The sequence below is a fragment of the Candidatus Methylacidiphilales bacterium genome, assembly GCA_028713655.1.
GTDB lineage: Bacteria > Verrucomicrobiota > Verrucomicrobiia > Methylacidiphilales > JAAUTS01 > JAQTNW01.
Window position 1 is genome coordinate 1 of the sequence record JAQTNW010000017.1, and the last position, 22436, is coordinate 22436.

Below are 22436 nucleotides of genomic sequence, written 5' to 3' on the forward strand. Positions count from 1 at the left end.
TCGCCTTCCGCATAAAAGCGGCTGATGAACCGCACCTTGGATAGGATGTCCTCGCAGGTGTAGGAAACAAAGTAGAACCGTGCGTCTTTTTGGCGGATTTGGGTGGCGATCATAACAATCTGATAGCATGCACGAGGACGGCGCTACGTCAATGTTTGAGCCAGCCAATTCCGGGAAAAAAGCATGAATTCTCCTGGGTAAGGAGCGGGAAAGTGGTGGAATCGCGGGTGCAAATGCCGCTGTAACTGCCTCATAGTGTTAAAATTTAGCAACAATAATACTAAATTAATATTAATTTAATTAATAGTTCTTGCATTATAACATAAGTAGCATGTAGTCTATGATCGGAGCAGTAAGTAAAAATTATCAACATCAAATTAAAGAGTATGATCCAATCACCCAATTCCCCCCTTCAAAATCGGCACCGCATGTCTCGAATCAGCCTGCTATTGGCCCTTGTCGTTGTCGCATGGCCTTCTGTCAGCCACGCCGCTGACACCGATCTGGCCTTGCCCACCGTGCGAGATGCCATCTTTCACTTTCCCGGTCTGGCGCTGTCGAGCGAACAAATATTGAGCCTTGGCCTGCTGGTATGTCTGTTGGGGGTCGCTTTTGGTGTTTATGAATATCGCAAGCTCAAGGCATTGCCTGCGCACAAGAGCATGCTGGACATCTCAACGTTGATTTACAGCACCTGCCGCACCTACCTCTTTCAGCAGGGCAAGATGCTTCTTGGCCTGGAGATTTTGATTGGCGCCACCATGGCGTATTATTTCGGATTTTTGAAGGGCCTGCCGGGTTCGACGGTCGCGTTGATTTTGATGTGGTCCGTGATCGGCATCCTCGGTTCGTTTTGCGTTGCCTGGTTTGGGATGCTGATCAACAACGTGGCCAACAGCCGCATGGCGTTCGCGGCCCTGCGCGGAAAGTCGCTCGCGGTTTCCGAGATCCCCACCCGATCCGGCATGAGCATCGGCGTGTTGCTCATCAGCGTCGAACTGTTTGTCATGCTGGTGGTGTTGAAATTTGTCCCTCCGGCGCTGGCGGGCTCGTGTTTCATCGGATTTGCGATCGGCGAGTCGCTTGGCGCCAGCGTTCTGCGCATCTGCGGCGGTATTTTCACAAAGATCGCCGACATTGGAAGCGACATGATGAAGATTGTTTTTAAAATCAAGGAGGATGATGCGCGCAATCCTGGCGTGATTGCCGATTGTGCTGGAGACAACGCGGGCGACAGCGTGGGGCCGACCGCCGATGGTTTTGAAACCTACGGGGTGACCGGTGTGGCGCTGATCAGCTTCATCTGCCTTGCCGTGGCGCCGGCATTTCAATGGCTTTTCATCGTCTGGATTTTCGCGATGCGTATCGTCATGATTCCGAGCGCGTTGATGGCCTGGAAATTGAATTCCATGCTGACGCGCGCGACATGTGGCAAGCGGGACCGCTTTGATTTTGAGCACCCCCTGACCAGCCTGGTCTGGCTGACTTCTGTGCTATGCATCGGGGTCACGTATGCGGTGAGTTATTTCATGCTTCCGCAGGCGCAGTTTGGAGATTTGTGGCTGAAGCTGGCCACGATCATCACCTGCGGCACGATCGCGGGGGCTGTGATTCCGGAACTGACACGGGTTTTCACCAGCACCAACAGCGCGCACTGTCATGAGGTTGTGAATGCGAGCAGCGAAGGCGGTGCGGGTCTGACGATTTTATCCGGGTTGGTGGCGGGCAATTTTTCCTGTTTTTGGAAGGGGCTGGCCATCTCCTCGATGATGCTGGCGGCTTATGCCACGAGCACCTATGGACTGGGTGACTTCATGCAATACCCGTCTGTGTTTGCTTTTGGGTTGGTTGCTTTTGGAATGTTGAGCATGGGGCCGGTCACCATCGCGGTGGACAGTTACGGGCCGGTGGCCGACAACGCGCAGTCGGTTTTTGAGCTTTCCATGATTGAATCCATTCCAGGTGTGTCGGGGGAAGTGCAAAAGGATTTCGGGTTCGATCCTGATTTCATCCTGGGCAAACAGTTGCTGGAGGAGAATGACGGCGCCGGCAACACATTCAAGGCTACAGCCAAGCCGGTGTTGATCGGTACGGCCGTGGTGGGCGCCGCCACGATGATTTTTTCCTTGATCCTTATGTTGAAGGAGCATCTGCATTGGAAGGACCTCTCGGCTCTGAGCATTGTGGATCCCAAGATCATGCTGGGCTTGATCATGGGTGGAGCGGTTGTTTACTGGTTCTGCGGGGCTTCCCGCCAGGCGGTGACGACAGGCTCCTACCGCGCTGTGGATTACATCAAGCGCAACATCAAGCTTTCCGGGACGGAGAGGGCGTCGGAAAAAGACAGCAATGAAGTGGTGAAGATTTGCACCCGCTATGCCCAATATGGCATGATCAACATCTTTGGCGTGGTTTTCTGCCTGGCGCTTGCGTTTGCGTGTTTTGATCCGGTCTTTTTCTGCGGCTACCTGATTTCGATCGCCATTTTCGGCCTTTTCTCGGCCATCAACATGGCGAATGCCGGCGGGTGCTGGGACAACGCCAAAAAGATCGTTGAAGTGGAGCTCTTTCGCAAGGGCACGGACCTTCATGCTGCAACGGTCATAGGCGACATTGTGGGCGATCCGTTCAAGGACACCTCCTCGGTTGCGCTCAATCCGATCATCAAATTTACGACTCTATTCGGCATTCTGGCGGTTGAGATTGCGGTGAATTCCTCCCGATCCCTTTCGTTGGGCCTGGGTTTTGTCTTTTTTGTTGTGGCGCTGTTTTTTGTGATCCGTTCGTTTTACGGCATGAGGATTTCGACCCTGAGTCCCAAACGGCACATTGCGAATGCGGAAGCGCGCACTGCGGCGTTGGCGGCGGAGGCCGCGAGGGGAATCTCGCCGATTTGACGCAATTTTGCGACCGTTCTGCTTCGCAAGCTTGCAGCTTGTGAGATAGTCTCTAGTTTTCGATAACGATGAGTGGGTTTGCTGTTGTGGCTTTGATTCTGGCGGGCGGCGCTGCGGGGTTTGTCAACGCCATTGCCGGCGGCGGCACACTGGTTACATTCCCCACCCTGATCCTGGCCGGCATGAACTCAATCATGGCCAATGCCACCAGCACGGTTGCATTGATTTTTGGAATTACCGGCAGTGTGTATGGCTATCGCAGGCAAATTCCGGCGGTGAAATCCTGGTTGGTGGAATTGACACCCTGGAGTGTGGTGGGCGGGTTGATTGGGGGCGTATTGCTGACCGTGACGCCGACCCGGATATTTGACTGGCTCGTTCCGTTTTTGATTTTGTTTGCCACGCTCCTGTTTATGGCGCAGGGGCTGATTGCCCGGAGGTTTGCGCCGGATGGAAATTTATTCCGGACCCCAGATGGTCGGACGCACGGGGCGGCGATCTTGTTTCAATTCCTGATCGCGCTGTATGGAGGTTATTTTGGGGCGGGTATTGGGATTCTCATGCTGGCCACATTGGGCTGGATTGGCTTGCGGGACATCAACCAAATGAACACAGTCAAAACGATTTTGGGCGGGTTGATCAATATCGTGGCAGCCGTTTATTTTGTGTGGAAAGGGTTGGTGGACTGGGGCAATGTGGGCTTGTTGACACTGGGAGCCTTGCCGGGTTATTACATAGGCTCCGCTTTCGCGCAAAAAATCGCACCCGCGCGGGTCCGGCAATTGATCGTATGGATTGGGCTGCTTATGACGGCCTGTTTGTTTTATCAACGCTTCAAGTAAAACAGCTCCACCGCTTCCAATCATGAAATTCCCCATCATCAGAAAGTGAAGGTAAATGTTTGAAGAGCGTCCTTAAGCACATCGAAATTTTGGGCACTCCCGTGGCATGCGCTACCTATGATACGGCTGTGGAAACCATCCGGACTTTGGCGCAGAAGGAAGCGGCCAGTGCGGTTTGCGCCTGCAACACGCATATTGTCTCGATGGCCCGCCATGATCGGAAGTTCGGGCGGGTTATGCGCAGTTTCGACCTCATTTTGCCGGATGGGATGCCGCTGATTTGGGAAATGAACCGCCGCAGCGCCGGTCTGAAGGATCGTGTTTACGGCCCCTATCTTATGCGCCGTGCATTGCAATTGCTTGGACCGCCGTGGAAACATTTCTTTTTTGGGGGTACGGAAGAGTGCCTGCGGGATTTGGAGGTCCAAGCGCGCCTGCTGTGCCCGAACTTGAAACTCGCAGGGTCATATTCCCCTCCCTTCCGTCCCTGGACAGAGCTGGATGAGGATGAGTTTGCGCGGATTATCGCAGAAAACGATCCTGATTTTATATGGGTCGCATTGGGGGGGGAGCGCCAGGAGCGCTGGATCAGCCGGAATTTGCATCGTTACAGGCGCGGAGTTTTCCTGGCCGTTGGTGATGCGTTCGAATTGCTGGCCCGTCGCCGTTCCTTTGCGCCCGCCTGGCTGCAACGGATTGGACTAACATGGCTCTACCGCTTGATTCAGGAACCCAAGCGCTTGTGGTTGCGCTATTTGAAGTTTAACACGCTGTTTCTGTATTATCTCCTGCGGGATGGAGTTCTGAAAAAGAGGGGATTACCAGACCTTGCGCCCGCAGATGTCGGAGCCGCGCCTGTCCGGATTGCATTCATCGGTTGCCGGGGTGTGCCGGCGCGTTATTCGGGTTTTGAAACCCTGGTGGAGCAACTGGGGGCTCGTCTGGCGAAGCGCGGATATGACGTAACGGTTTATAACCGGGACCCCTATTACGACGGAAGGCGGAATGAATGGAGGGGGATGAAAATTGTCTGGCTGCCCACCGTGCCGACCAAAAGCCTGGACACCATCGTGCACACTTTTTTTTCAATCGTGCATGCTTTGTTTTGCGGATATGACTGGATTTATATCTGCGGTGTGGGCAATGCGCCGCTGGTGAAGATCTCCAAGTTATTCGGCTGCTCCCGCTTGATCATTAATGTGGACGGGGCCGATTTTCGCCGCGCGAAATGGAATGGATTTGCCCGCTGGTGGTTGAAATGGAGCGAACGAAAAGCGGTCAAGCTGGCTGACGTGTTGATAGCTGACAATCATGAAATTGTGAAGCGTTACCAAACGGACTATCAATTCAAGCCGCGCTATGTTTCGTACGGGGCAATAACGGCGCAGCCGGAAGTGCGGGCGGGGGAGTTGGAGCGGTGGGGGCTCAAGTCCCGTGAGTACATTCTTTACGTTTCACGCCTGACGCCCGAAAACGAACCCGACTTGCTTCTTGAGGCCTATGCGTTGGCGGGCGGCCTGCCGCCTCTTGTGATCGCCGGTTCGGCGGGTTATGAACGCAGCTATTACAAGAGGTTGAAGAGGATGGCCGGTGAGCGCGTTGTTTTTACCGGATCACGCTACGGGGACGTGTATGCCGAGCTCAGCCAGCATTCGCTCTTTTTTGTGATGCCCGCGGCCATCGAGGCCACCCGCCTGGTGTTACTGGACCAAATGGGATTTGGCGCCGCAATTCTCTATCGTGACGTTCCTGCCACGCGCGAGGTCGTGGGGGAAACCGGAGTGCCATTTGGTTTCGGCGCCAGTGACAGGGCGATGCTCCTGGAGGCTTTGGCTGGTAAAATGCGGGAGTTGGCCGCACATCCGGTTGATTGCCTTGAAATCGGGGCTGCGGCCCGCGCGCGTGCATCGGAGCTTTTTGACTGGGAGCGGGTGGCGGATGAATATGAGGAAATTTTTCGCCACCAGAAACCCGGTCCTGTGGGATGAAATTTTCCATTATTACTCCCAGCCTGAACCAGGGCCGCTTTCTGGGCGAATGCCTGGATTCAGTGCGTGCGCAGCGGGTTTCAAAACCCGAAGGCTGCCTGGAAGTTGAACACATTGTGGCGGACGGCGGATCGACGGATGAATCGTTGCCGCTGTTGAAAAGTTGTCCGGATGTGACTTGGATTTCCGAGCCGGATGGGGGGCAGTCCGATGCCATCAACAAGGGTTTGAAACTTTCGAACGGGGAGATTCTGGCTTATTTGTGTGCGGATGATTTCTATGAACCCGGAGCTTTGGCCGCGGTGGAACGGGCCTTTGCGGCGCATCCCGAAGCCGATGTGGTTTACGGCGATTATTACTTTATGGAAGGGGCTTCCCGTTGGAAACGTTTGAAGCGCGCCGGGGTGTTTTCGGTCAAACGGCTGAGAAAGGGAAATTTTTTGGGCCAACCTTCGGTTTTTTGGCGGCGCCGAGTTTATGAAAAATTCGGGGGATTTGATGCAGGCCTGAAATATTGCATGGATCATGAGTTCTGGCTGCGCATATGTGGAGCAAGTACCTGGCACTATTTGCAAGAACCTTTGGCAATCTGCCGTCTGCATCTGGACTCCAAGACGAGTTCCCAACTGGTGGCGATGTGGGATGAGGCCGCAGTCATGGGTGAACGTTATGGTGTCGAGCCCGCGCTTAAACGCCAGGCATGTCGGATGCGGATGGGCGGACAGTGGTATTATTGGGCTAAACGTCGGCTTTTTGAATGGATCGGGAAACGGATTCAAAGCCGAGCAAAGAAGAATTTTTTACAGGAAAGACGCGAAGATCGGAAGGCTGATGACTAAAACAAACCTAAAACTTTTGCGACTGCTTGCTGGAAAATAAACACCATGACCCGGACGGAATATTATCTCATCCTGAACAGCCTGCGTCTTATCGGGCCCGTACGCGTCCGACGACTGCTGGATGCGTTTGGCTCTGTTGAAAACGTTTTTTCACAAAGCACCCGCGCACTGGCGTCAGTGGATGGGATTGGCAAGGCGGCCGCGGAATCCATCAAAAACTGGGAAAATGTTTTCAATCCGGAGGAGGAGTTGAACCGGGCCGGGGAACTGGGCGTGCAGGTCATTGACCGCGAAGATCCTGCGTATCCCGCACAACTGCTGGAAATTTATGACCCGCCGCTGGTGCTTTATTACAAGGGAGACCTCGAAGCCGCGAAACGCCGGGGCGTGGCCGTCGTCGGTGCCCGGCATACCTCGCATTACGGCCTCGAGACGGCCAAAAAGCTGGCCTATCAAATCGCGTATGCGGGCTTGACTATAAACAGCGGGCTGGCCCGTGGCATCGACACCGCAGCCCATCAGGCCGCGCTGGCGGCGAAAGGCCGCACGATCGCTGTGCTGGGGTGTTCGCTGGATTTGATGTATCCGCCGGAAAACCGGGCGCTTGCGGAGGCAATTGTGGAAAAAGGCGGCCTGCTCCTTTCGGAGTTCCCCTTCGGCACGCCTCCCGACAAGCAGACGTTTCCCATGCGCAACCGGGTTGTCAGTGGCTTGAGCGGCGGGGTTCTGGTCGTTGAGGCTGGGGAAAGCAGTGGCGCGTTGATCACGGCGCGGATGGCCCTCGATCAAGGACGGCTGGTGTTTGCCGTGCCGGGGCGGATTGACAATCCGCAGGCCAAGGGCTGCCATCGTCTGATCAAGGACGGGGCCAAATTGGTTGAAGGAGTGGAGGACGTCTTGGCCGAGTTTGAATTTTTATTCCCAAAGAATGCACTGGCCGAGCCCAGAAAGGCCGCTCCGGCGGATCTTTCGAGCGAAGAAAAGCAGCTTTTTGAACTGTTGACGACGGAGGAAGTCCATCTGGATGAACTGATTAGAAAATGCGGGTTGCCATCCTCAACCGTGTCCTCTACGTTGCTCCGCTTGGAAATGAGGAAGCTGGTCCGCCAGCTTCCAGGCAAATATTTTATCAAGACGGATTGAAATGAGCGCCGACAAGCAAATGGGCAAGTCACTGATTATTGCCGAGAAGCCGAGTGTGGCGGGCGACATCGCCAAGGTTTTGGGCAAGTTCAAGAAGGAAAAGGACTATTACGAGAATGACCAGTATGTCATTTCCTCGGCCATCGGCCATTTGGTTGAAATCGGCGCGCCGGAGAACGAAGAACCCAAGCGTGGAAAGTGGAACATTGAAAATCTTCCGGTGATTCCCACCCGCTTTGCCCTCAAGCCCATTGAGAGAACCGAAGCCCGTTTCAAGCTGTTGAAAAAACTCGCCGCCCGCAAGGATGTGGCCAATTTGATTAACGCCTGTGACGCCGGGCGCGAAGGGGAGCTGATTTTCCGCTATATAGTACAGTTGGCGGAACTGAAGAAGCCGATCCAACGGCTCTGGCTGCAGTCGATGACTCCAGACTCAATCCGGGACGGCTTCAAGCATCTGCGTTCGGACGAGGAGATGCATCCCCTGGCGGAGGCGGCGCGTTGCCGTTCGGAGGCAGACTGGCTGGTGGGGATCAACGGCACACGGGCGCTGACTTCGTTCAATTCCAAGGGCGGCGGATTCAACAAGACGACGGTGGGCCGGGTGCAGACGCCCACGCTGGCGGTTCTGGTCAAACGCGAGGGACAAATCCAGCGCTTTGAACCGAAACCGTTCTGGGAGGTGCATGCGCTGTTTGGCGCGCAGGCGGGTACTTATCCGGGTCGCTGGTTCGACGAGACATTCAAAAAAACAGCCGGTGACGACAAAGACGAGGATTCGGAGCGGCGCTTGGAGAAGGCGGAACGCATCTGGAACCAGGCACAAGCGGATGCGATTGTCGCAACCTGCCGGGGCAAACAGGGCATCGTTGAGGAAAAGAGCAAGCCGAGCACGCAGCTATCGCCGTTGTTGTTTGACCTGACTTCGTTGCAGCGCGAAGCCAACAGCAAGTTTGGTTTTCCCGCGCGCATGACGCTTTCCATCGCGCAGTCGCTTTACGAAAAACACAAGGCGTTGACCTACCCGAGGACCGACAGCCGCTATCTCCCAGAAGATTATCCGGCGACGGTGCGTACGACGCTTGGGAAGTTGAAGGGAGCAGACTCAGCCCTGAACTCGTTCGCGGCAAAAATCCTGGAAAACGACTGGATCAAACCGACCAAACGTATTTTCAACAATGTAAAGGTCTCGGACCACTTTGCCATTATTCCGACGGCTGAAATTCCCTCCAAGCTGAGCGAGACGGAAGCGAAAATCTACGAGTTGGTGGCCAAGCGGTTCATGGCTGTTTTTTATCCGGCGGCGGTTTTTGAAGTCACCACCCGCATCACGCGCGTTGAGAGCCATGCGTTCAAGACCGAAGGCAAGGTTTTGAAGGAAGCCGGATGGCTGGCGATTTACGGGCGGGAAGAGCAGGAGGAAGGCGATGAAGCCAACCAGTCCCTGCCTGCAGTGACGCAGGGCGAAAAGGTGAATACGGAGGAATTGGAGATCAAGGCGGACATGACGCGCCCTCCCGCGCGTTTCAACGAAGCCACGCTGCTTTCAGCCATGGAAGGCGCGGGCAAGCTGGTCGAGGACGAGGACCTGCGCGAGGCCATGTCGGAAAAGGGGCTCGGCACCCCGGCAACACGCGCGGCGATCATTGAAAATCTCATCAGCGAAAAATACATCGAGCGATTGGGGCGCGAATTGAAACCCACGGTCAAGGCGTTCGACCTGCTCGAAACGTTGGAGGTCATCCGCATTCCGTCCCTGTCTTCTCCGGAATTGACAGGGGAGTGGGAATACAAGCTCAAGGAGATCGAGCACAAAAAACTTACACGGCCCGAATTCATGCAGGAGATCGAGGGAATGACCCGCGATATGGTGGATCGCATCCGCCAAAAGGGAGACCCGTCCGAAGTGGTGCTGCATGACACGAGCCTGGTGGACCCGTTTTCGCAGCAACCGATGATCAAGACCTTGAAAGGTTTCCGGACGAAGGACGGATCATTTGCCGTGGCCAAGGTGATTGCGAGCCGCGTGTTGTCGGAGGCCGAGGTGGCGGAGCTGCTTGAAAAACGAGTGGTGGGACCGCTGGACGATTTCAGGAGCCGCATGGGCCGTTCCTTTAGCGCTTATGTACGGTTGGGCGATGACAAGGAAGTCACGCTGGACTGGGGAAGCACAAAGAACGAGGACGGAAGCTTCCAGACGATGAGCTTTGAGGGCCAGGAACCCGTGGGCGTTTGCCCGATCACGGGTCGCCGCGTGTTTGAAACACCGAATTCCTATATGTGCGAATCGGGAACGGAAGAGAACGGTAAAAAAGCCTTCCGTATTTCGCGAAAAATTTTGGAGCAGGAAATCACGCGGGAACAGGTTGTGAAGATGCTGACGGCCCGCAAAACCGATTTGCTCACAGGATTTGTCAGCAAAAAGACCCGGCGTCCCTTCAAGGCCTATCTGATTTTGAAGGATGATGGGACAACGGCGTTTGAATTTCCTCCGCGCGAGCCGCGGGTTCCGAAGGGCAAAGGCAAGGGCAAGAAAGCGCCGCCGACTTCCGAAGAACCGCCTGCAAAGGACGCGGAGTCTTGAATCGCGCTGCCGGTATTTGTGCGGGTTTGATTTTATTTTTGGCGATTGGGGTTGTGCAGTTGCGTGCTGAGCACGATGCCACAATTTGTACGCCTTTCGCATGCGTGGAATTGACGGTTCCAACAGGGTTCTTCAAAGGCGAGTTGAAAGATCATGCGGATGTAAAACGCGATCTGATGAGTCGCGGAATTAAATTTCCTGTCGGAAGCGAAGTTCGTTACTGGCCCGGAAGCAAAAAGCTTGTCATCAGGAACGACTCGGAAGAGATTGAAAAGGTGAAAGCCTTGCTGGCAGAGCCTCGGCGGTTGTCCTATAAAATCGGCACTCGCTGATTCGCGTTTCCGGATGTGAGACGAAGCGGCAATGCTTCGTCATTGCGAGGAGTCCGGCTGAACCGGACGACGTGGCAATCCAGGACACACCGAAACAAACAAAGAAAAACATCCGCTGCGCAGGATGCGCAGCGGTGCGGGCAGGATGCCCGCGCTCCGGGAGATGCGGGAAATTAGAGTGACACATGACAAAATCTCTCGTTGCAGCAGCAGCACGCAATGGCGCATGATGGCGCAACGATGGCGGATTCCGGCAACAGCCAATTTCTTGAGCCCCGGGCTTGGGCGGGTGATTTTTTGGCCCATCTGGGTTCGGACCGGGGTTATTCGCCGAAAACCATCCGCAATTATCACCAGACGCTGCTTGAGGTCAGCCGCGCTTTTCCCGGCGGCAAATGGTCCGATCTCCAGCCCGGCGACTTTCGAAAGTATCTGTACAAAATTTCCACAGAACAAAAGCTGAGTCCGGCGTCAATCCGGTTGCGCTTTTCCGCGCTGCGGTCGTTTTACAAATTTCTGCTGCGTTTGGGCCGTGTGGCGGAAAATCCCATGGAAGATTTCAATCTGCCAGTCCGGCAGCGGCGCCTGCCGTTGTTTTTGAGCGAGGAGCAGGTGATCCGGTTTTTGAACGCCCCGCTCGAATTGTTGAAGGACGGCAAAAAGAAAAAGCGGGGACCGGGCCGCATGTTGCTGGAATGGCAATACCTGCGAGACGCGGCAATTCTGGAGGTTTTGTACAGCACGGGAGTTCGTATTAGCGAATTGACAGGGATGGAATGGGACGATGTTGATTTTTCCGGCGGGGTCTGCCGGGTGGTGGGCAAGGGGAAGAAGGAGCGCGTGGTGATCCTGGGCGCTCCCTCGCTGGAGGCGATCCGGCTTTATCGCGAAGCGCTTCCCGCGAAATTAAACGCGAAGAGCGTGTTTGTGTCGCCGTCGGGCGAAGCGTTATCGTCCCGGGCGGTGCAGTTGCTGTTCAAGCGCTACCTGGCGCAGGCCGGGCTGGACCCGAAGATTTCGCCGCACAAACTCCGCCATACCTTTGCCACGCATTTGCTGGATCACGGGGCTGATCTGCGCGGGGTGCAGGAGCTGTTGGGGCACGCGAATCTGGCGACCACCCAGATGTACACCCAGGTCACGGCGGAGCGGCTGAAAAAAAGCTACCGCCAGGCCCATCCGCGAGCTTGAGGAGGAATTTAAGTTTTCCTCTGCGTCCTTCGCGATCTTCCTGTAAAAAAGTGTTCTGGTTTTCCTTGCGCCTTGGCGTTAAGTGCTATTTCAGCCGTTCGGCGACCATTAGATTTGAACTCTTCGGCCTCCATTGGTAGCCAAACCCAAATGTCATCGGCGCCGGATGCGAGTTCGAATACACCTCCATAAGGTCCGCCTGATACCGTTCCTTGAACAGCGCGGTCGGCCCGGTGTAAACACCTTCAAAGCGAAGCCTCCACGTTTTCTGGTCGAAATATTTCAGCGGAATTCCCGAATCATCCTGCACGATGGTTTTGGTGTGGCTGAGCAGGAATTTTCGAATCGTGCTGAATCCGTCGTAATGCATCAGATAGGACGCCGCCTTCAACAAACTAACACCATCTCCCTGTTTCGCGCAAAAACTCAGGAACTTGGGGTTGATGTCGCCGTCCGCCAGGTTCGTGCTGAAATAATACAGGGTCTGCTTGCCGCCCGGCCCCGAAAACAGGATCCGAACGCCCATGGCGCCCTCTTGGGCTGGCACAATGTTGCCCGATGCGTCCAAGGTTACAAAATCGACCGATTGAATCCGGCAATTCTGCCGGGCCAAAAAGACGTACAACACTGGCAAGGTTCCGCTCAACCGGGTCTGCTTGAGATCGATCTTCATGTCCTTGGTGCGGAAAAAGCTCCAATTGAGCAGGGCGTCCAGGGACTTGCGCAGGTTGGCCAGTTCGTCGGGCAGCCTGTCATCGGGCTTTGTCACATCCGGCAAAGGTCCGGTCGGCTCCAGCCCGGCCAAAATATATGTCGAAGCGTGCGGGAAAAACGCCGAGGCATAAAGAAAATCAGGCCCGCTGAACATGTAAAACATCGGTCCCGTCGTGGAAGCCGCTTCCCCCAATACCGAAGAACGGGCAATCGGATCCAGTTGCCTCCGCTGCAGGTTCGTCCAGGCACCGTTAAAAAACGCCGCATGGTCTCTCCATGCCTTTTCACTTTCGATCTGGCGCAAGGGCGAATCCGAGCCGCAGGGAAGGCCGGCCAAAAATCGCGCGGTGTCGTCGGCTGTGGCGGCTGCGGCGCGCAAGGACGCGGTTAAAAACAACAACAAAGCAAACAAGGATAATATTCTTTTCATAAAATGGATAGATTTAGCATCAGGTTAGTTTTGGGTTGGGATTGGGTTGGTTCGACATCGCAATCGGATGTGTCGGGGAAATGAAATAAACGGCCAGTCCCACAGCCAAGGTCGCCAGGCCTGCCAGTGATTCCATGGGCCTGTCGGCGAGAATGTGCCACATCATCCAGGCTGTAATGCCCAGAAAAATCAACGCCGTGAAGGGATAGCCCCACATCCTACATGGCCGGGGTAGTTCCGGATGCCGCACCCGCAACACGATCACGCCCAGAACCGCAAGAAACGACATCAAGGTCAGGCTGAACTGGATGTATGTCAGTACGGCATCAAACGTGGAGGTCAGGAGCAGGAGTATCACAATCGCCGATTGCACGATCAAGGCGACCCGCGGCGATCCTTGGGGGCAGCGCTTGGCCAGGAACCGCAAAGCCCGGCAGTCTTCGCCCATCGTCATGGAGACCCGGGGGCCGATCCAGGTCATTGCGCTGACTGCGGATACCAGTCCGAGCCCGATCAGGCCCGACATGATGTCCCCGCCAATCACGCCAAAAATACGTGTCGCGGCGACATGGCCGACGTCAATCCGCCCCGCCAATTCGGTGAGCGGCGCGACATAGAGAAACATCGCGTTAAGTGCCATATAGAGCGCCGTCACGAACACGGTGCCCACCAGCAGCGCAATGGGAGCGGTCCGTGCGGGGTCCCGCATTTCACCCAATATATACACGCACGCGTTCCATCCCGAGTAGGCGTACATCACATACACCAAACTTACCGCAAAAGAGTTTCCCGTGATCAATCCTGTGTCCCTGGTGTGCGGCAGGAACGATGCCTGCGAACGGCCCACCAGTGAAAAGCCCAACACAATCAGCACCACGATCAATATGATTTTCAGCGAGGTTGCGGTGTCTTGAAAAATACTGCTTAGGCGCAACGTGCCCAGATGTATCAGGGTCACAGCGACGACAACGCCCACTGACAGCGCGAGAGGCGCCACCCCCGGGAACAGCCCGTTCAGATAGGTTCCAAAAGCCATTGCCGCCAACGCCACCGGCGCGGCAAATCCGACAGTCGCTGAAATCCAACCCGCAAGAAATCCGACAGCCGGGTGATAAATTTGTGAAAGAAAATGGTACTCGCCTCCGGAACGCGGCAGGGCCGAGGCCAGCTCCGCATACGCGAGCGCGCCGCACAGGGCGCAGACACCGCCGGTTCCCCACAAAACCATGATGGCGAATGCCGACGGCAACCCCGTCACTTGAAATCCGAGACTGGTGAAGACACCCGTCCCGATCATGTTCGCCACCACAATGCATGTTGCCGTGAGGGGCGAAATCAATCGCAGGCCCGTTCCCCGCTGAGAATCCATCCCGGTCATTCAGCCGGATACGTTAGTCGCTCTCGCAAACTGAGTCACGAGAAATGAGGGGTTGTCGGCGAAGCTATTTGGGTGAGGCGGGGGCCGGTGTTTCGACTTTATCTTCCTCTAGGCTGGCTTTTTCAACCAATGTATCCTGGGCTAGAAAATATTGCGCCCACAACGAGGGTTCGCCGACCGGCAGCCAGCGTGGAGGCCAGCTCGTTGAATCAAGCCCGTAATTGCGCCCGTCCGAGCAGTGAAATACCAGGATCGCATGGGTGCCATGCTCGGGAACCGGCCTGGTTTTGGACCATTCAAAAATAACGACATGGGAAGGAGTCCCGGCAGCATCGAGGATTTTTTTGAGTTCGTGCGCAAATAAAAGGTCCTGGCTCGGCTGGTTGCGTCCGGGAACCCTGGCTTTGCGAATCAGGGCAAAGGTCGAGGCGCGATCCGGCATTTCGACGGGCTTGGCAGGACTTTCCGCCGGGGTGGCGGCAAATCCGGACTTTAATGCGGCAAACGAAAAAATAACGGCTGCGCAAAAAACGAAAGCCTTCATGGCGTCAATCTAGCCGATTTGCAGCCTCATGACAGTCAAAAAATGCCTTCCTCTGCGCCTCCGCGTCTTTGCGCGAGAAATGCTTTTCCATTAAATCTTTGGGGGATTGCAATTTCATGACTACCGCGTTATTTTGAAGGTGTGGCAATGCCAGGCAACGAAAAAGAAACGGATTCCGAAGCGCTTCCGGGGCGGGGCATTGTCATGAGCAGCCGCGTCCGCCTGGCGCGCAATTTGAAGGACAAGCCTTTTCCCGGATGGTTGAAAAAAAGCCAGCGTGAAGATCTGCTGGGGCTTCTCAAACCGGCGGTCCGCCACCTTCCGCAGATGGAGAAAGCCGCAATCGACCAAACGATGGATGCCTTCACTCCTTTGGAAAAGCAGATGCTGGTGGAAGAGCATTTGATCAGCCGCGAGCATGCAGCCAAAAATTCCGGCAGCGGGCTGGTGGTCAATGGCGAAAAGACCCTCAGCGTGATGATCAATGAAGAGGATCATCTGCGTCTTCAGGCCATCCTGCCCGGGCTCAGCCTGGAACAGGCCTGGAGTTGCATTGACGGGATCGACACCCAGCTCGAGAACGAGCTCAATTTTGCCTTTTCGCCGACCCTGGGCTACCTCACGGCCTGCCCGACGAATGTCGGCACCGGCATGCGCGCGTCCGTCATGCTGCATCTGCCGGGACTCGTGCTGAGCGAGCAGATCAACCAGGTGATCAAATCGGTCAACCAGATCGGCCTGGCCGTCCGCGGCCTTTATGGTGAAGGCACCGAGGCGTTAGGGAATCTGTTCCAGGTCTCCAACCAGATGACCCTGGGCGAAAGCGAGCAGGACATTCTCAACCGGCTGCAAAAAGTCATCAGCCATCTGATTGAGCACGAGCACAACGCGCGCAAGAAGCTGTTGCAGGAAAAGTCCCGGATGCTGGCCGACCAGTTGGGACGCTCCTACGGGATTCTGCTGCACTCCTATTCGATTTCCTCGAAAGAGGCGCTGAATCTGCTATCTTTACTCATACTGGGAGTCGATTTGGGGCTATGGCCGAACAGCCTGAGAGCCAAGATTGACGACCTGTTTATCCAGACCCAGCCGGCCCATCTTCAGAAGGCGGCGGATAAAAAACTGGGCGCGGAGGAACGGGACGCATTCCGGGCCGACCAGCTTCGGGAGAAGCTCAAGTCAATCCCGGCGCCCAATATAAAAAAAATGAAGAGTGTTTAAAATGGCAGGAGAAGAACCGATGAACAATTTTACGCCCAGAGCCCAGCAGGTACTGGCTCTGGCCCGCAAGGAAGCCGACCGGTTTAACCATAACTATGTCGGCACCGAACATCTCTTGCTGGGATTGATCAAGCTCGGCCAGGGTGTCGCGGTCAATGTGCTGCAAAAAATGGGGCTGGACCTGGAGACGGTGCGCATGGAAGTCGAGAAACAGGTCGGCTCCGGGCCCGACACAAAAATTTCCGGCAATATTCCCTACACTCCGCGCGTGAAAAAGGTGCTGGCGCTCGCGGGCAAGGAAGCCAAGAACCTGCATCACAGCTATGTGGGCACGGAGCACATCCTGCTCGGACTCTTGCGCGAAGGGGATGGCGTTGCCGCTCGAGTGTTGAAAACCCTGGACGTGGATCTGGACCGGGCCCGCAACGAGGTGCTCAGGGAGCTCGACCCGAATTTCGAAGCCTCAGAAGGCGAGGAAGAATTTAATGCGGGAGGGACCGGGGGCGAATCCCAGCAGGCCGCCGCTGGCGGGAAAAAGGAAGTCAAGACCCCGGCGCTCAAGGCCTTTGGCCGCGACCTGACGGAGCTGGCGTCAAAAAACGAGCTCGACCCTGTCATCGGCCGAAAGAACGAAATCGAGCGCGTCATCCAGATTCTTTGCCGCCGCACCAAAAACAATCCGGTGCTGATCGGCGAAGCCGGGGTTGGCAAGACCGCCATCGTCGAGGGGCTGGCCCAGGAAATCATCGCCGGCAATGTGCCGGAATTGCTTCGCGACAAAAAGGTCATCACGCTCGACCTCGCGTTGATGGTCGCCGGTACGAAATATCGCGGCCAGTTTGAGGAGCGCATCAAGGCGGTGATGGAGGAAATCCGCAAGTCCAGGAACATTATTTTGTTCATCGACGAAATGCACACGATCGTCGGGGCAGGTTCCGCCGAGGGCGCCATGGACGCGTCCAACATCATCAAGCCAGCGCTTTCCCGGGGCGAGCTCCAGTGCATTGGCGCCACCACGATGAATGAGTACCGCAAGTACATCGAAAAGGATTCAGCGTTGGAACGCCGCTTCCAGAGCGTGAAAGTCGATGCCCCCAGCGTCGATGAAACCATTCTCATCCTCAAGGGCCTGCGCCCGAAATATGAGCAGCATCACCGCGCCAAGATCAGCGACGAGGCCCTGGATCACGCCGCGCGTCTGAGCGACCGCTATCTGACCGGTCGTTTCCTGCCGGACAAGGCCATCGATATCATGGACGAGGCCGGCGCCCGCGCCCGCATTCAGGCGACCACGCTTCCTGCCGAATTGAAGGAGCAGGAGGGGGGCATTGATAAAATCCGGGAGGAAAAAGAGGCCGCCATCAAACACCAGGATTTTGAAAAAGCCGCTTCGCTGCGCGACAAGGAAAAGGCCGCCAAGAGCAACTTTGAAAACCGCATCGCCGAATGGCGCAAGAAGCGGGATGAGCAGGAAGTGCTCGTGAGCGCAGACGACATTCTTTCGGTGGTAGCCAAGTGGACCGGCATTCCGCTGACCCGCCTGGAGTCCAAGGAGATGGCAAAACTTTTGAGTATCGGAGACGAACTCCAGGGCAAGGTGATCGGCCAGGAAGATGCGGTCAATGCGTTGGCCATGGCGCTCCGCCGGTCTCGTGCCGACCTCAAGGACCCGAACCGGCCGATTGGCTCTTTTATTTTCCTGGGCCCGACCGGCGTGGGCAAGACTCATCTGGCCAAGTCGCTCGCCGAGCATGTTTTTGGAGAAGCCGATGCGCTGATCCAGCTCGACATGAGCGAGTACATGGAAAAATTCAATGTTTCGCGCCTGGTCGGTTCCCCTCCAGGATACATCGGATACGAGGAAGGAGGCCAGCTCACGGAAAAAGTCCGCCGCCGCCCGTATTGCGTGGTGCTGTTCGACGAAATCGAAAAGGCGCACCCCGATGTCTGGAACATTCTCCTGCAGATTCTGGAGGACGGACAGATTACCGACAGTCTTGGGCGCAAGGTGGATTTCCGCAACACGATCATCATCATGACGTCGAATGCCGGCGCCGAGCTCATGCGCAAGCAGAACACGGTGGGGTTTGGCGTGAATACGGATGAACAGGCTTACGAAGCGGTGAAGGAAAAACTCCTGGCCGAAGCCAAGAAAGTCTTCAAGCCGGAGTTTCTCAACCGCCTGACCGATATCATCGTGTTCCATTCGCTCAATCGCGAACATTTGGGCAAGATCGTCAGTCTGGAAATCGAAAAGGTGCAGAAGCGCCTCAAGGCTCGCAACGTCATACTCAAGCTGGCGCCTGCAGCCAACGAACTTCTGATCGACAAGGGCTACGATCCCGCTTACGGCGCCCGTCCATTGCGCCGGGCCATCGAACGATATTTGGAAGATCCGATTGCGGAAGAGTTGATTCGCGGCACAATCAAACCCGACTCCGTCGTGCTGGTGGATGCGAAGGACGACAAGCTGACGTTTACGTCCGAAGTCAAGGCCGGGCCCGAAGCGCCTGCGGCGTCGAAGGGGTGAGAGGCGGGATAGAAGGAAGGCGGAATTTAGAATTCAGAAGCACCTTCGGTGCTTTTCTTAAGAACTCGCACTCATTCCCACTTGTGTATAATGGAGAGCTTAATAGAGGGGATTAGGTCTCGCCAGGTTCAAGCAGTTCTGCTTGAACAATACGCATGAAAATTCCTGGGCTGGTCAAGGGTGATATCGACGGCTTTTTCGGCCTCTTCATCGATAATCTGCTGCAGCTTTTGTTGATCGCCACCCTGTGCCCGCTTATCTGCGGGTTTCCCGCCGAGTTTGTCACCCACCGCATTTTGCCGGCGGCGGCGCTGTCGATCCTGGTGGGCAATTTGTTTTATTCATGGCAGGCGCGACGTCTGGCGCAGCGCACGGGCCGCGACGATGTGACGGCGCTGCCGTATGGAATCAATACGGTAACGCTAATCGCGAACATCTTCCTGATCATGGGGCCGATTTACCATGCCACCGGTGACTTCCATCTCGCGTGGAAGGCCGGGTTGTTCGCCTGTTTTTGGAGCGGCATCATGGAGATCATCGGCGCGTTTGCAGGGGATTCGCTTCGTCGCCGCACGCCGAGGGCGGCGATGCTTTCGGCCCTGGCGGGTGTGGCCATCACGTTTATTGCCATGGGCTTCGTATTTCAAATTTTCGCCTCACCCGCCACCGCGCTGATCCCGATGTTGTTGATTGTGGGGTTCTATGCCTCGGGCACCAAGTTGCCGCTGGGGATTCCGGGCGGACTGCTGGCTGTCGGCGTGGGTGTGATTATTGCATGGGGATTGCGGTTTGCGGGTTTTGAAAGCTTTCATCCGATTTCGGGTGCGCTCCAATTCGGGCTTCATCTACCGGTCCCTGTTTTTGGAGAGCTGTGGGGTATCCTGACGCAGCCAATCGGGTGGAAATATTTGTCTGTGATCCTGCCGATGGGATTTTTTGGCGTGATTGGATCGTTGCAATGTCTCGAAAGCGCCGCCGCTGCCGGGGACCATTATGAAACCCGGTCGTCCCTGTTGATGAATGGCGTTGGATCGTTGGTGGCTGCCTGTTTTGGCAGCGCGTTTGCCACGACGATTTACATCGGTCATCCCGGCTGGAAAGCCATCGGCGCGCGCCATGCCTATTCCGCGATCAACGGGGCTGTGATTGCCGCGTTGTGCGTAACGGGCGCGTTGACGGCTATTCTGAAAGTGGTTCCGATGGAGGCGGCGCTCGGCATATTGCTCTGGATCGGCCTGATCATCATGGCTCAGTCGTTTCAGGAAGTGCCGAGGCAGCACGCATTGGCCGTGGCTTTTGGTTTGGTGCCGGCCCTAGCCGCATGGGCGTTGCTGCTGATCGAAACATCGCTCCGGGTTGCGGGCAGCAGTTTGTTTGAGGCTGCGCCAAAGTTTGGAAATACGCTTTATATCCACGGCGTGATGGCGCTGAGCCAAGGATTTTTGCTTTCGTCGATGATCTTTGCCGCGATCCTCGTGTTTACCATGGAGCGGAAATTGATCTCCGCCGGCCTTTGGACATTGGTGGCCTCCGTATTGTCAGGCGTGGGGCTCATTCACGCCTACACCCTGGCGCCGGAGGGCGTTCAAAACAAGTTCGGCTGGCTGGCGGCCCCGGATTTTTTCTGGTGCTACCTGGCCGTCGGGCTTGCCTTGCTGGCGCTGGGTTGGGCGAAAGCCCGGCAGGCGCGGGGGTAGGTGGGACGACACGGGGGCCGTCCCTCCAACCTGCCGCGTTTATTTCTTAACCGCGCCGTAGATCTTGCCGATCTCGTCCCAGTTTAGAACGTTCCAGATCGCCTTGAGATAATCCGGACGGCGGTTCTGATATTTGAGATAATAGGCGTGCTCCCAGACATCGACGCCGAAGACCGGCTTGTGGCCGTCCATCAAAGGACTGTCCTGGTTGGCGGTGGAGATGACAGACAATTTTCCGCCGCCGTCCACAATGAGCCAGGCCCAGCCGCTGCCAAAGCGCGTGGCACCGGCCTTTTCAATGGCTTCTTTCAACGCATCCGTGCTTCCAAACGCTGCCTTAATGTCGTCCGCCAGCTTGCCTTTGGGCTCTTTGGCACCGCCGGGGGTGAGGATTTTCCAGAACAGGGAGTGGTTGGCATGGCCGCCGCCGTTGTTGCGGACAGCCGTGCGGATGGCTTCCGGCACAGCGGAGAGATTGCCAATCAAATCTTCAACCGACTTTGACGCCAGTTCCGGGGCCGACTCGAGAGCCTTGTTCAGGTTGGTGACGTAGGCCGCATGGTGCTTGTCGTGGTGGATTTCCATCGTTTGGGTATCGATGTAGGGTTCCAGCGCATTTTTCGCATACGGTAAATCAGGGAGTGTATAAGCCATAACTGTTGCTTTCTTTGTTGTTGTATTTGGTTTTTACAAAGGTTGAGAAAGCTAAAATAAACCAAAGAACGCAAGCCGCAAGGGGGAAAATCGTTCTTGGTTTCACGTTCCAGGTTCTTTGTGGGTTTGAGCTTAAAAATCGATTGCACGATGCGGGTCTAAACTCCAGCTTGATGCCGAATAAATATGTCAAACCGTCTGCTTTATGAAACCCACATGCACACGCCGCTGTGCAAACACGCGGAAGGATTGCCGGGCGAATATGCCGCCGTGGCCGAAGGCCGCGGTTTAAAAGGCATTATCGTCACCTGCCACAGCCCCATGCCCGGCGGCTTTTCCGCCTCGGTGCGGATGGAATCGGAACAGTTCAACGAGTATGTCGCGCTGGTTGCGCAAGCCCGGAAGGAATGGGAGGGACGCATCGACATCCGCCTGGGGCTCGAGAGCGATTATTTTCCGGGGATGGAGGGCTGGCTTGAAGAACTGCATGGGCGCGCAACATTCCACTACATCCTGGGGTCCGTGCATCCGCAGATCCGCGAATACCTGGCAAAATTTTTCAAGGGCGACTGGACGGAGTTTTACCGCCAATATTACCGGCATCTGGCCGATGCGGCGGAAACGGGACTTTTCGATTGTTTGTCGCATCCTGACATTGTGAAAAACCAGGGCGCGGAATTCTGGAATGTGGTGGAGTTGATGCCGGAAATCAAAAAGGCGCTGGACCGGATCGCCGCCACGGGGATTGCCATGGAACTCAACACCTCGGGCGTGAACAAAAAGGTGGCGGAGATGAATCCCGGCCGGGAAATTTTGCGCGAGATCCGGGAAAGAGGCATCCCGGTGGTGGTCGGTGGCGACGCGCATGAGCCGGAACGCGCGGGGGACGGATTCATAAAGGCCCTGACAATTCTAAAAGAGGAGCGGTTCGAATCCGTGAGTTATTTCCTGGACCGCAAACGGGTTGAAATTCCGCTGGATGCGGCCCTGGCGAGTCTGCGATAATCGCAGGCGTCATGCCACGAGATGATTTTAAAAAACGCTGCCGCAGCCTGGGTGTCAACCCGGCCGATTTCGAGGAATCGTTTTGCCGTTCCTCCGGCCCGGGCGGGCAGAATGTAAACAAGGTTTCCACGGCTGTGGAATTCAGGCACAGGCCGAGCGGCCTTGCCGTGTCGGTGCAGGATTCCCGTTTTCAAGCGCAGAACCGCAGGCTGGCCCGTGAACGATTGCTGGACCTCATTGAAAGCCGTCGGCAGGAACGCACCCAGATGCGATTGGCGGCCCAGGCCAAAGCGCGGCGGCAACGGGCCCGGAGATCGGCGGGAACCAAGCGCGAACTGGTGGCGGGGAAGCGCGTTCGTTCCGCCATTAAGCAAAATCGCCGCCGTCCGTCCGAGGATTAGCCCGCCTAAAGTCAGGGCCGCACGGCCAAACTCTGTTATTAATACA

Annotated in this window: 17 protein-coding genes; 13 read left to right on the forward strand and 4 right to left on the reverse strand. The window is 56.0% G+C overall.

Annotated features, from left to right (window positions below; translation table 11 throughout):
* Nucleotides 1–428 precede the first annotated feature (428 nt).
* The 8 genes from PHD76_07085 (at nt 429) to PHD76_07120 (ending at nt 11816) form a co-directional block, all read left to right on the forward strand.
* Nucleotides 429–2897: a sodium-translocating pyrophosphatase gene (locus PHD76_07085; protein ID MDD5261599.1), complete on the forward strand. Its 2469-nt coding sequence runs from the start codon at nt 429–431 to the stop codon at nt 2895–2897.
* A 68-nt stretch (nt 2898–2965) separates the two neighbouring features.
* Nucleotides 2966–3739, forward strand: coding sequence for a sulfite exporter TauE/SafE family protein (locus PHD76_07090; GenBank protein MDD5261600.1), 774 nt, complete (start codon nt 2966–2968; stop codon nt 3737–3739).
* 59 nt (nt 3740–3798) lie between these two features.
* Nucleotides 3799–5727, forward strand: a complete 1929-nt coding sequence (locus PHD76_07095) for a WecB/TagA/CpsF family glycosyltransferase (GenBank protein ID MDD5261601.1) — start codon at nt 3799–3801, stop codon at nt 5725–5727.
* Nucleotides 5724–6566, forward strand: coding sequence for a glycosyltransferase family 2 protein (locus PHD76_07100; GenBank protein ID MDD5261602.1), 843 nt, complete (start codon nt 5724–5726; stop codon nt 6564–6566). The genes PHD76_07095 and PHD76_07100 overlap by 4 nt, the downstream gene beginning before the upstream one ends.
* Before the next feature lie 45 nt (nt 6567–6611).
* Nucleotides 6612–7709, forward strand: a complete 1098-nt coding sequence (dprA, locus tag PHD76_07105; protein MDD5261603.1) for a DNA-processing protein DprA — start codon at nt 6612–6614, stop codon at nt 7707–7709.
* Between the two features lies 1 nt (nt 7710).
* Nucleotides 7711–10293 carry a DNA topoisomerase III gene (locus PHD76_07110; protein ID MDD5261604.1) on the forward strand — a complete coding sequence of 861 codons (2583 nt, stop codon included), beginning with the start codon at nt 7711–7713 and terminating at the stop codon, nt 10291–10293.
* The gene (locus tag PHD76_07115) at nt 10290–10625 is read left to right on the forward strand and encodes a hypothetical protein (GenBank protein MDD5261605.1); all 336 of its coding nucleotides are present in this window, start codon (nt 10290–10292) and stop codon (nt 10623–10625) included. The genes PHD76_07110 and PHD76_07115 overlap by 4 nt, the downstream gene beginning before the upstream one ends.
* Nucleotides 10626–10826: 201 nt before the next feature.
* Nucleotides 10827–11816, forward strand: a complete 990-nt coding sequence (locus PHD76_07120) for a tyrosine recombinase XerC (protein ID MDD5261606.1) — start codon at nt 10827–10829, stop codon at nt 11814–11816.
* An 85-nt stretch (nt 11817–11901) separates the two neighbouring features.
* Here the strand turns inward: PHD76_07120 and PHD76_07125 are convergent, their stop codons facing one another.
* The 3 genes from PHD76_07125 to PHD76_07135 form a co-directional block, all read right to left on the reverse strand.
* Entirely contained in the window at nt 11902–12960 is a 1059-nt protein-coding gene (locus tag PHD76_07125) for a hypothetical protein (protein ID MDD5261607.1), read from the reverse strand.
* Nucleotides 12961–12979: 19 nt separating this feature from the next.
* Entirely contained in the window at nt 12980–14329 is a 1350-nt protein-coding gene (locus tag PHD76_07130) for an amino acid permease (GenBank protein MDD5261608.1), read from the reverse strand.
* 73 nt (nt 14330–14402) lie between these two features.
* Nucleotides 14403–14882 carry a hypothetical protein gene (locus tag PHD76_07135; GenBank protein ID MDD5261609.1) on the reverse strand — a complete coding sequence of 160 codons (480 nt, stop codon included), beginning with the start codon at nt 14880–14882 and terminating at the stop codon, nt 14403–14405.
* Nucleotides 14883–15029: 147 nt separating this feature from the next.
* Between PHD76_07135 and PHD76_07140 the strand changes: the two genes are divergently transcribed.
* The 3 genes from PHD76_07140 (at nt 15030) to PHD76_07150 (ending at nt 20330) form a co-directional block, all read left to right on the forward strand.
* Entirely contained in the window at nt 15030–16103 is a 1074-nt protein-coding gene (locus PHD76_07140; GenBank protein ID MDD5261610.1) for a protein arginine kinase, read from the forward strand.
* 1 nt (nt 16104) lies between these two features.
* Complete coding sequence (locus PHD76_07145) at nt 16105–18633, forward strand: ATP-dependent Clp protease ATP-binding subunit (GenBank protein ID MDD5261611.1); 2529 nt, start codon at nt 16105–16107, stop codon at nt 18631–18633.
* 155 nt (nt 18634–18788) lie between these two features.
* Complete coding sequence (locus tag PHD76_07150) at nt 18789–20330, forward strand: hypothetical protein (GenBank protein ID MDD5261612.1); 1542 nt, start codon at nt 18789–18791, stop codon at nt 20328–20330.
* Nucleotides 20331–20369: 39 nt separating this feature from the next.
* Here PHD76_07150 and PHD76_07155 read toward each other — a convergent pair whose 3' ends face one another.
* A complete protein-coding gene (locus tag PHD76_07155; GenBank protein ID MDD5261613.1) occupies nt 20370–20984 on the reverse strand; it encodes a superoxide dismutase in 615 nt (204 codons plus the stop codon).
* Nucleotides 20985–21170: 186 nt separating this feature from the next.
* Between PHD76_07155 and PHD76_07160 the strand changes: the two genes are divergently transcribed.
* Together PHD76_07160 and PHD76_07165 are read left to right on the forward strand one after the other, a co-directional pair.
* Nucleotides 21171–21989, forward strand: coding sequence for a histidinol-phosphatase (locus tag PHD76_07160; protein MDD5261614.1), 819 nt, complete (start codon nt 21171–21173; stop codon nt 21987–21989).
* A gap of 11 nt (nt 21990–22000) precedes the next feature.
* Nucleotides 22001–22390 (forward strand): peptide chain release factor-like protein, encoded by a 390-nt coding sequence (locus PHD76_07165; GenBank protein ID MDD5261615.1) that lies wholly within the window; start codon nt 22001–22003, stop codon nt 22388–22390.
* Nucleotides 22391–22436: the final 46 nt, after the last annotated feature.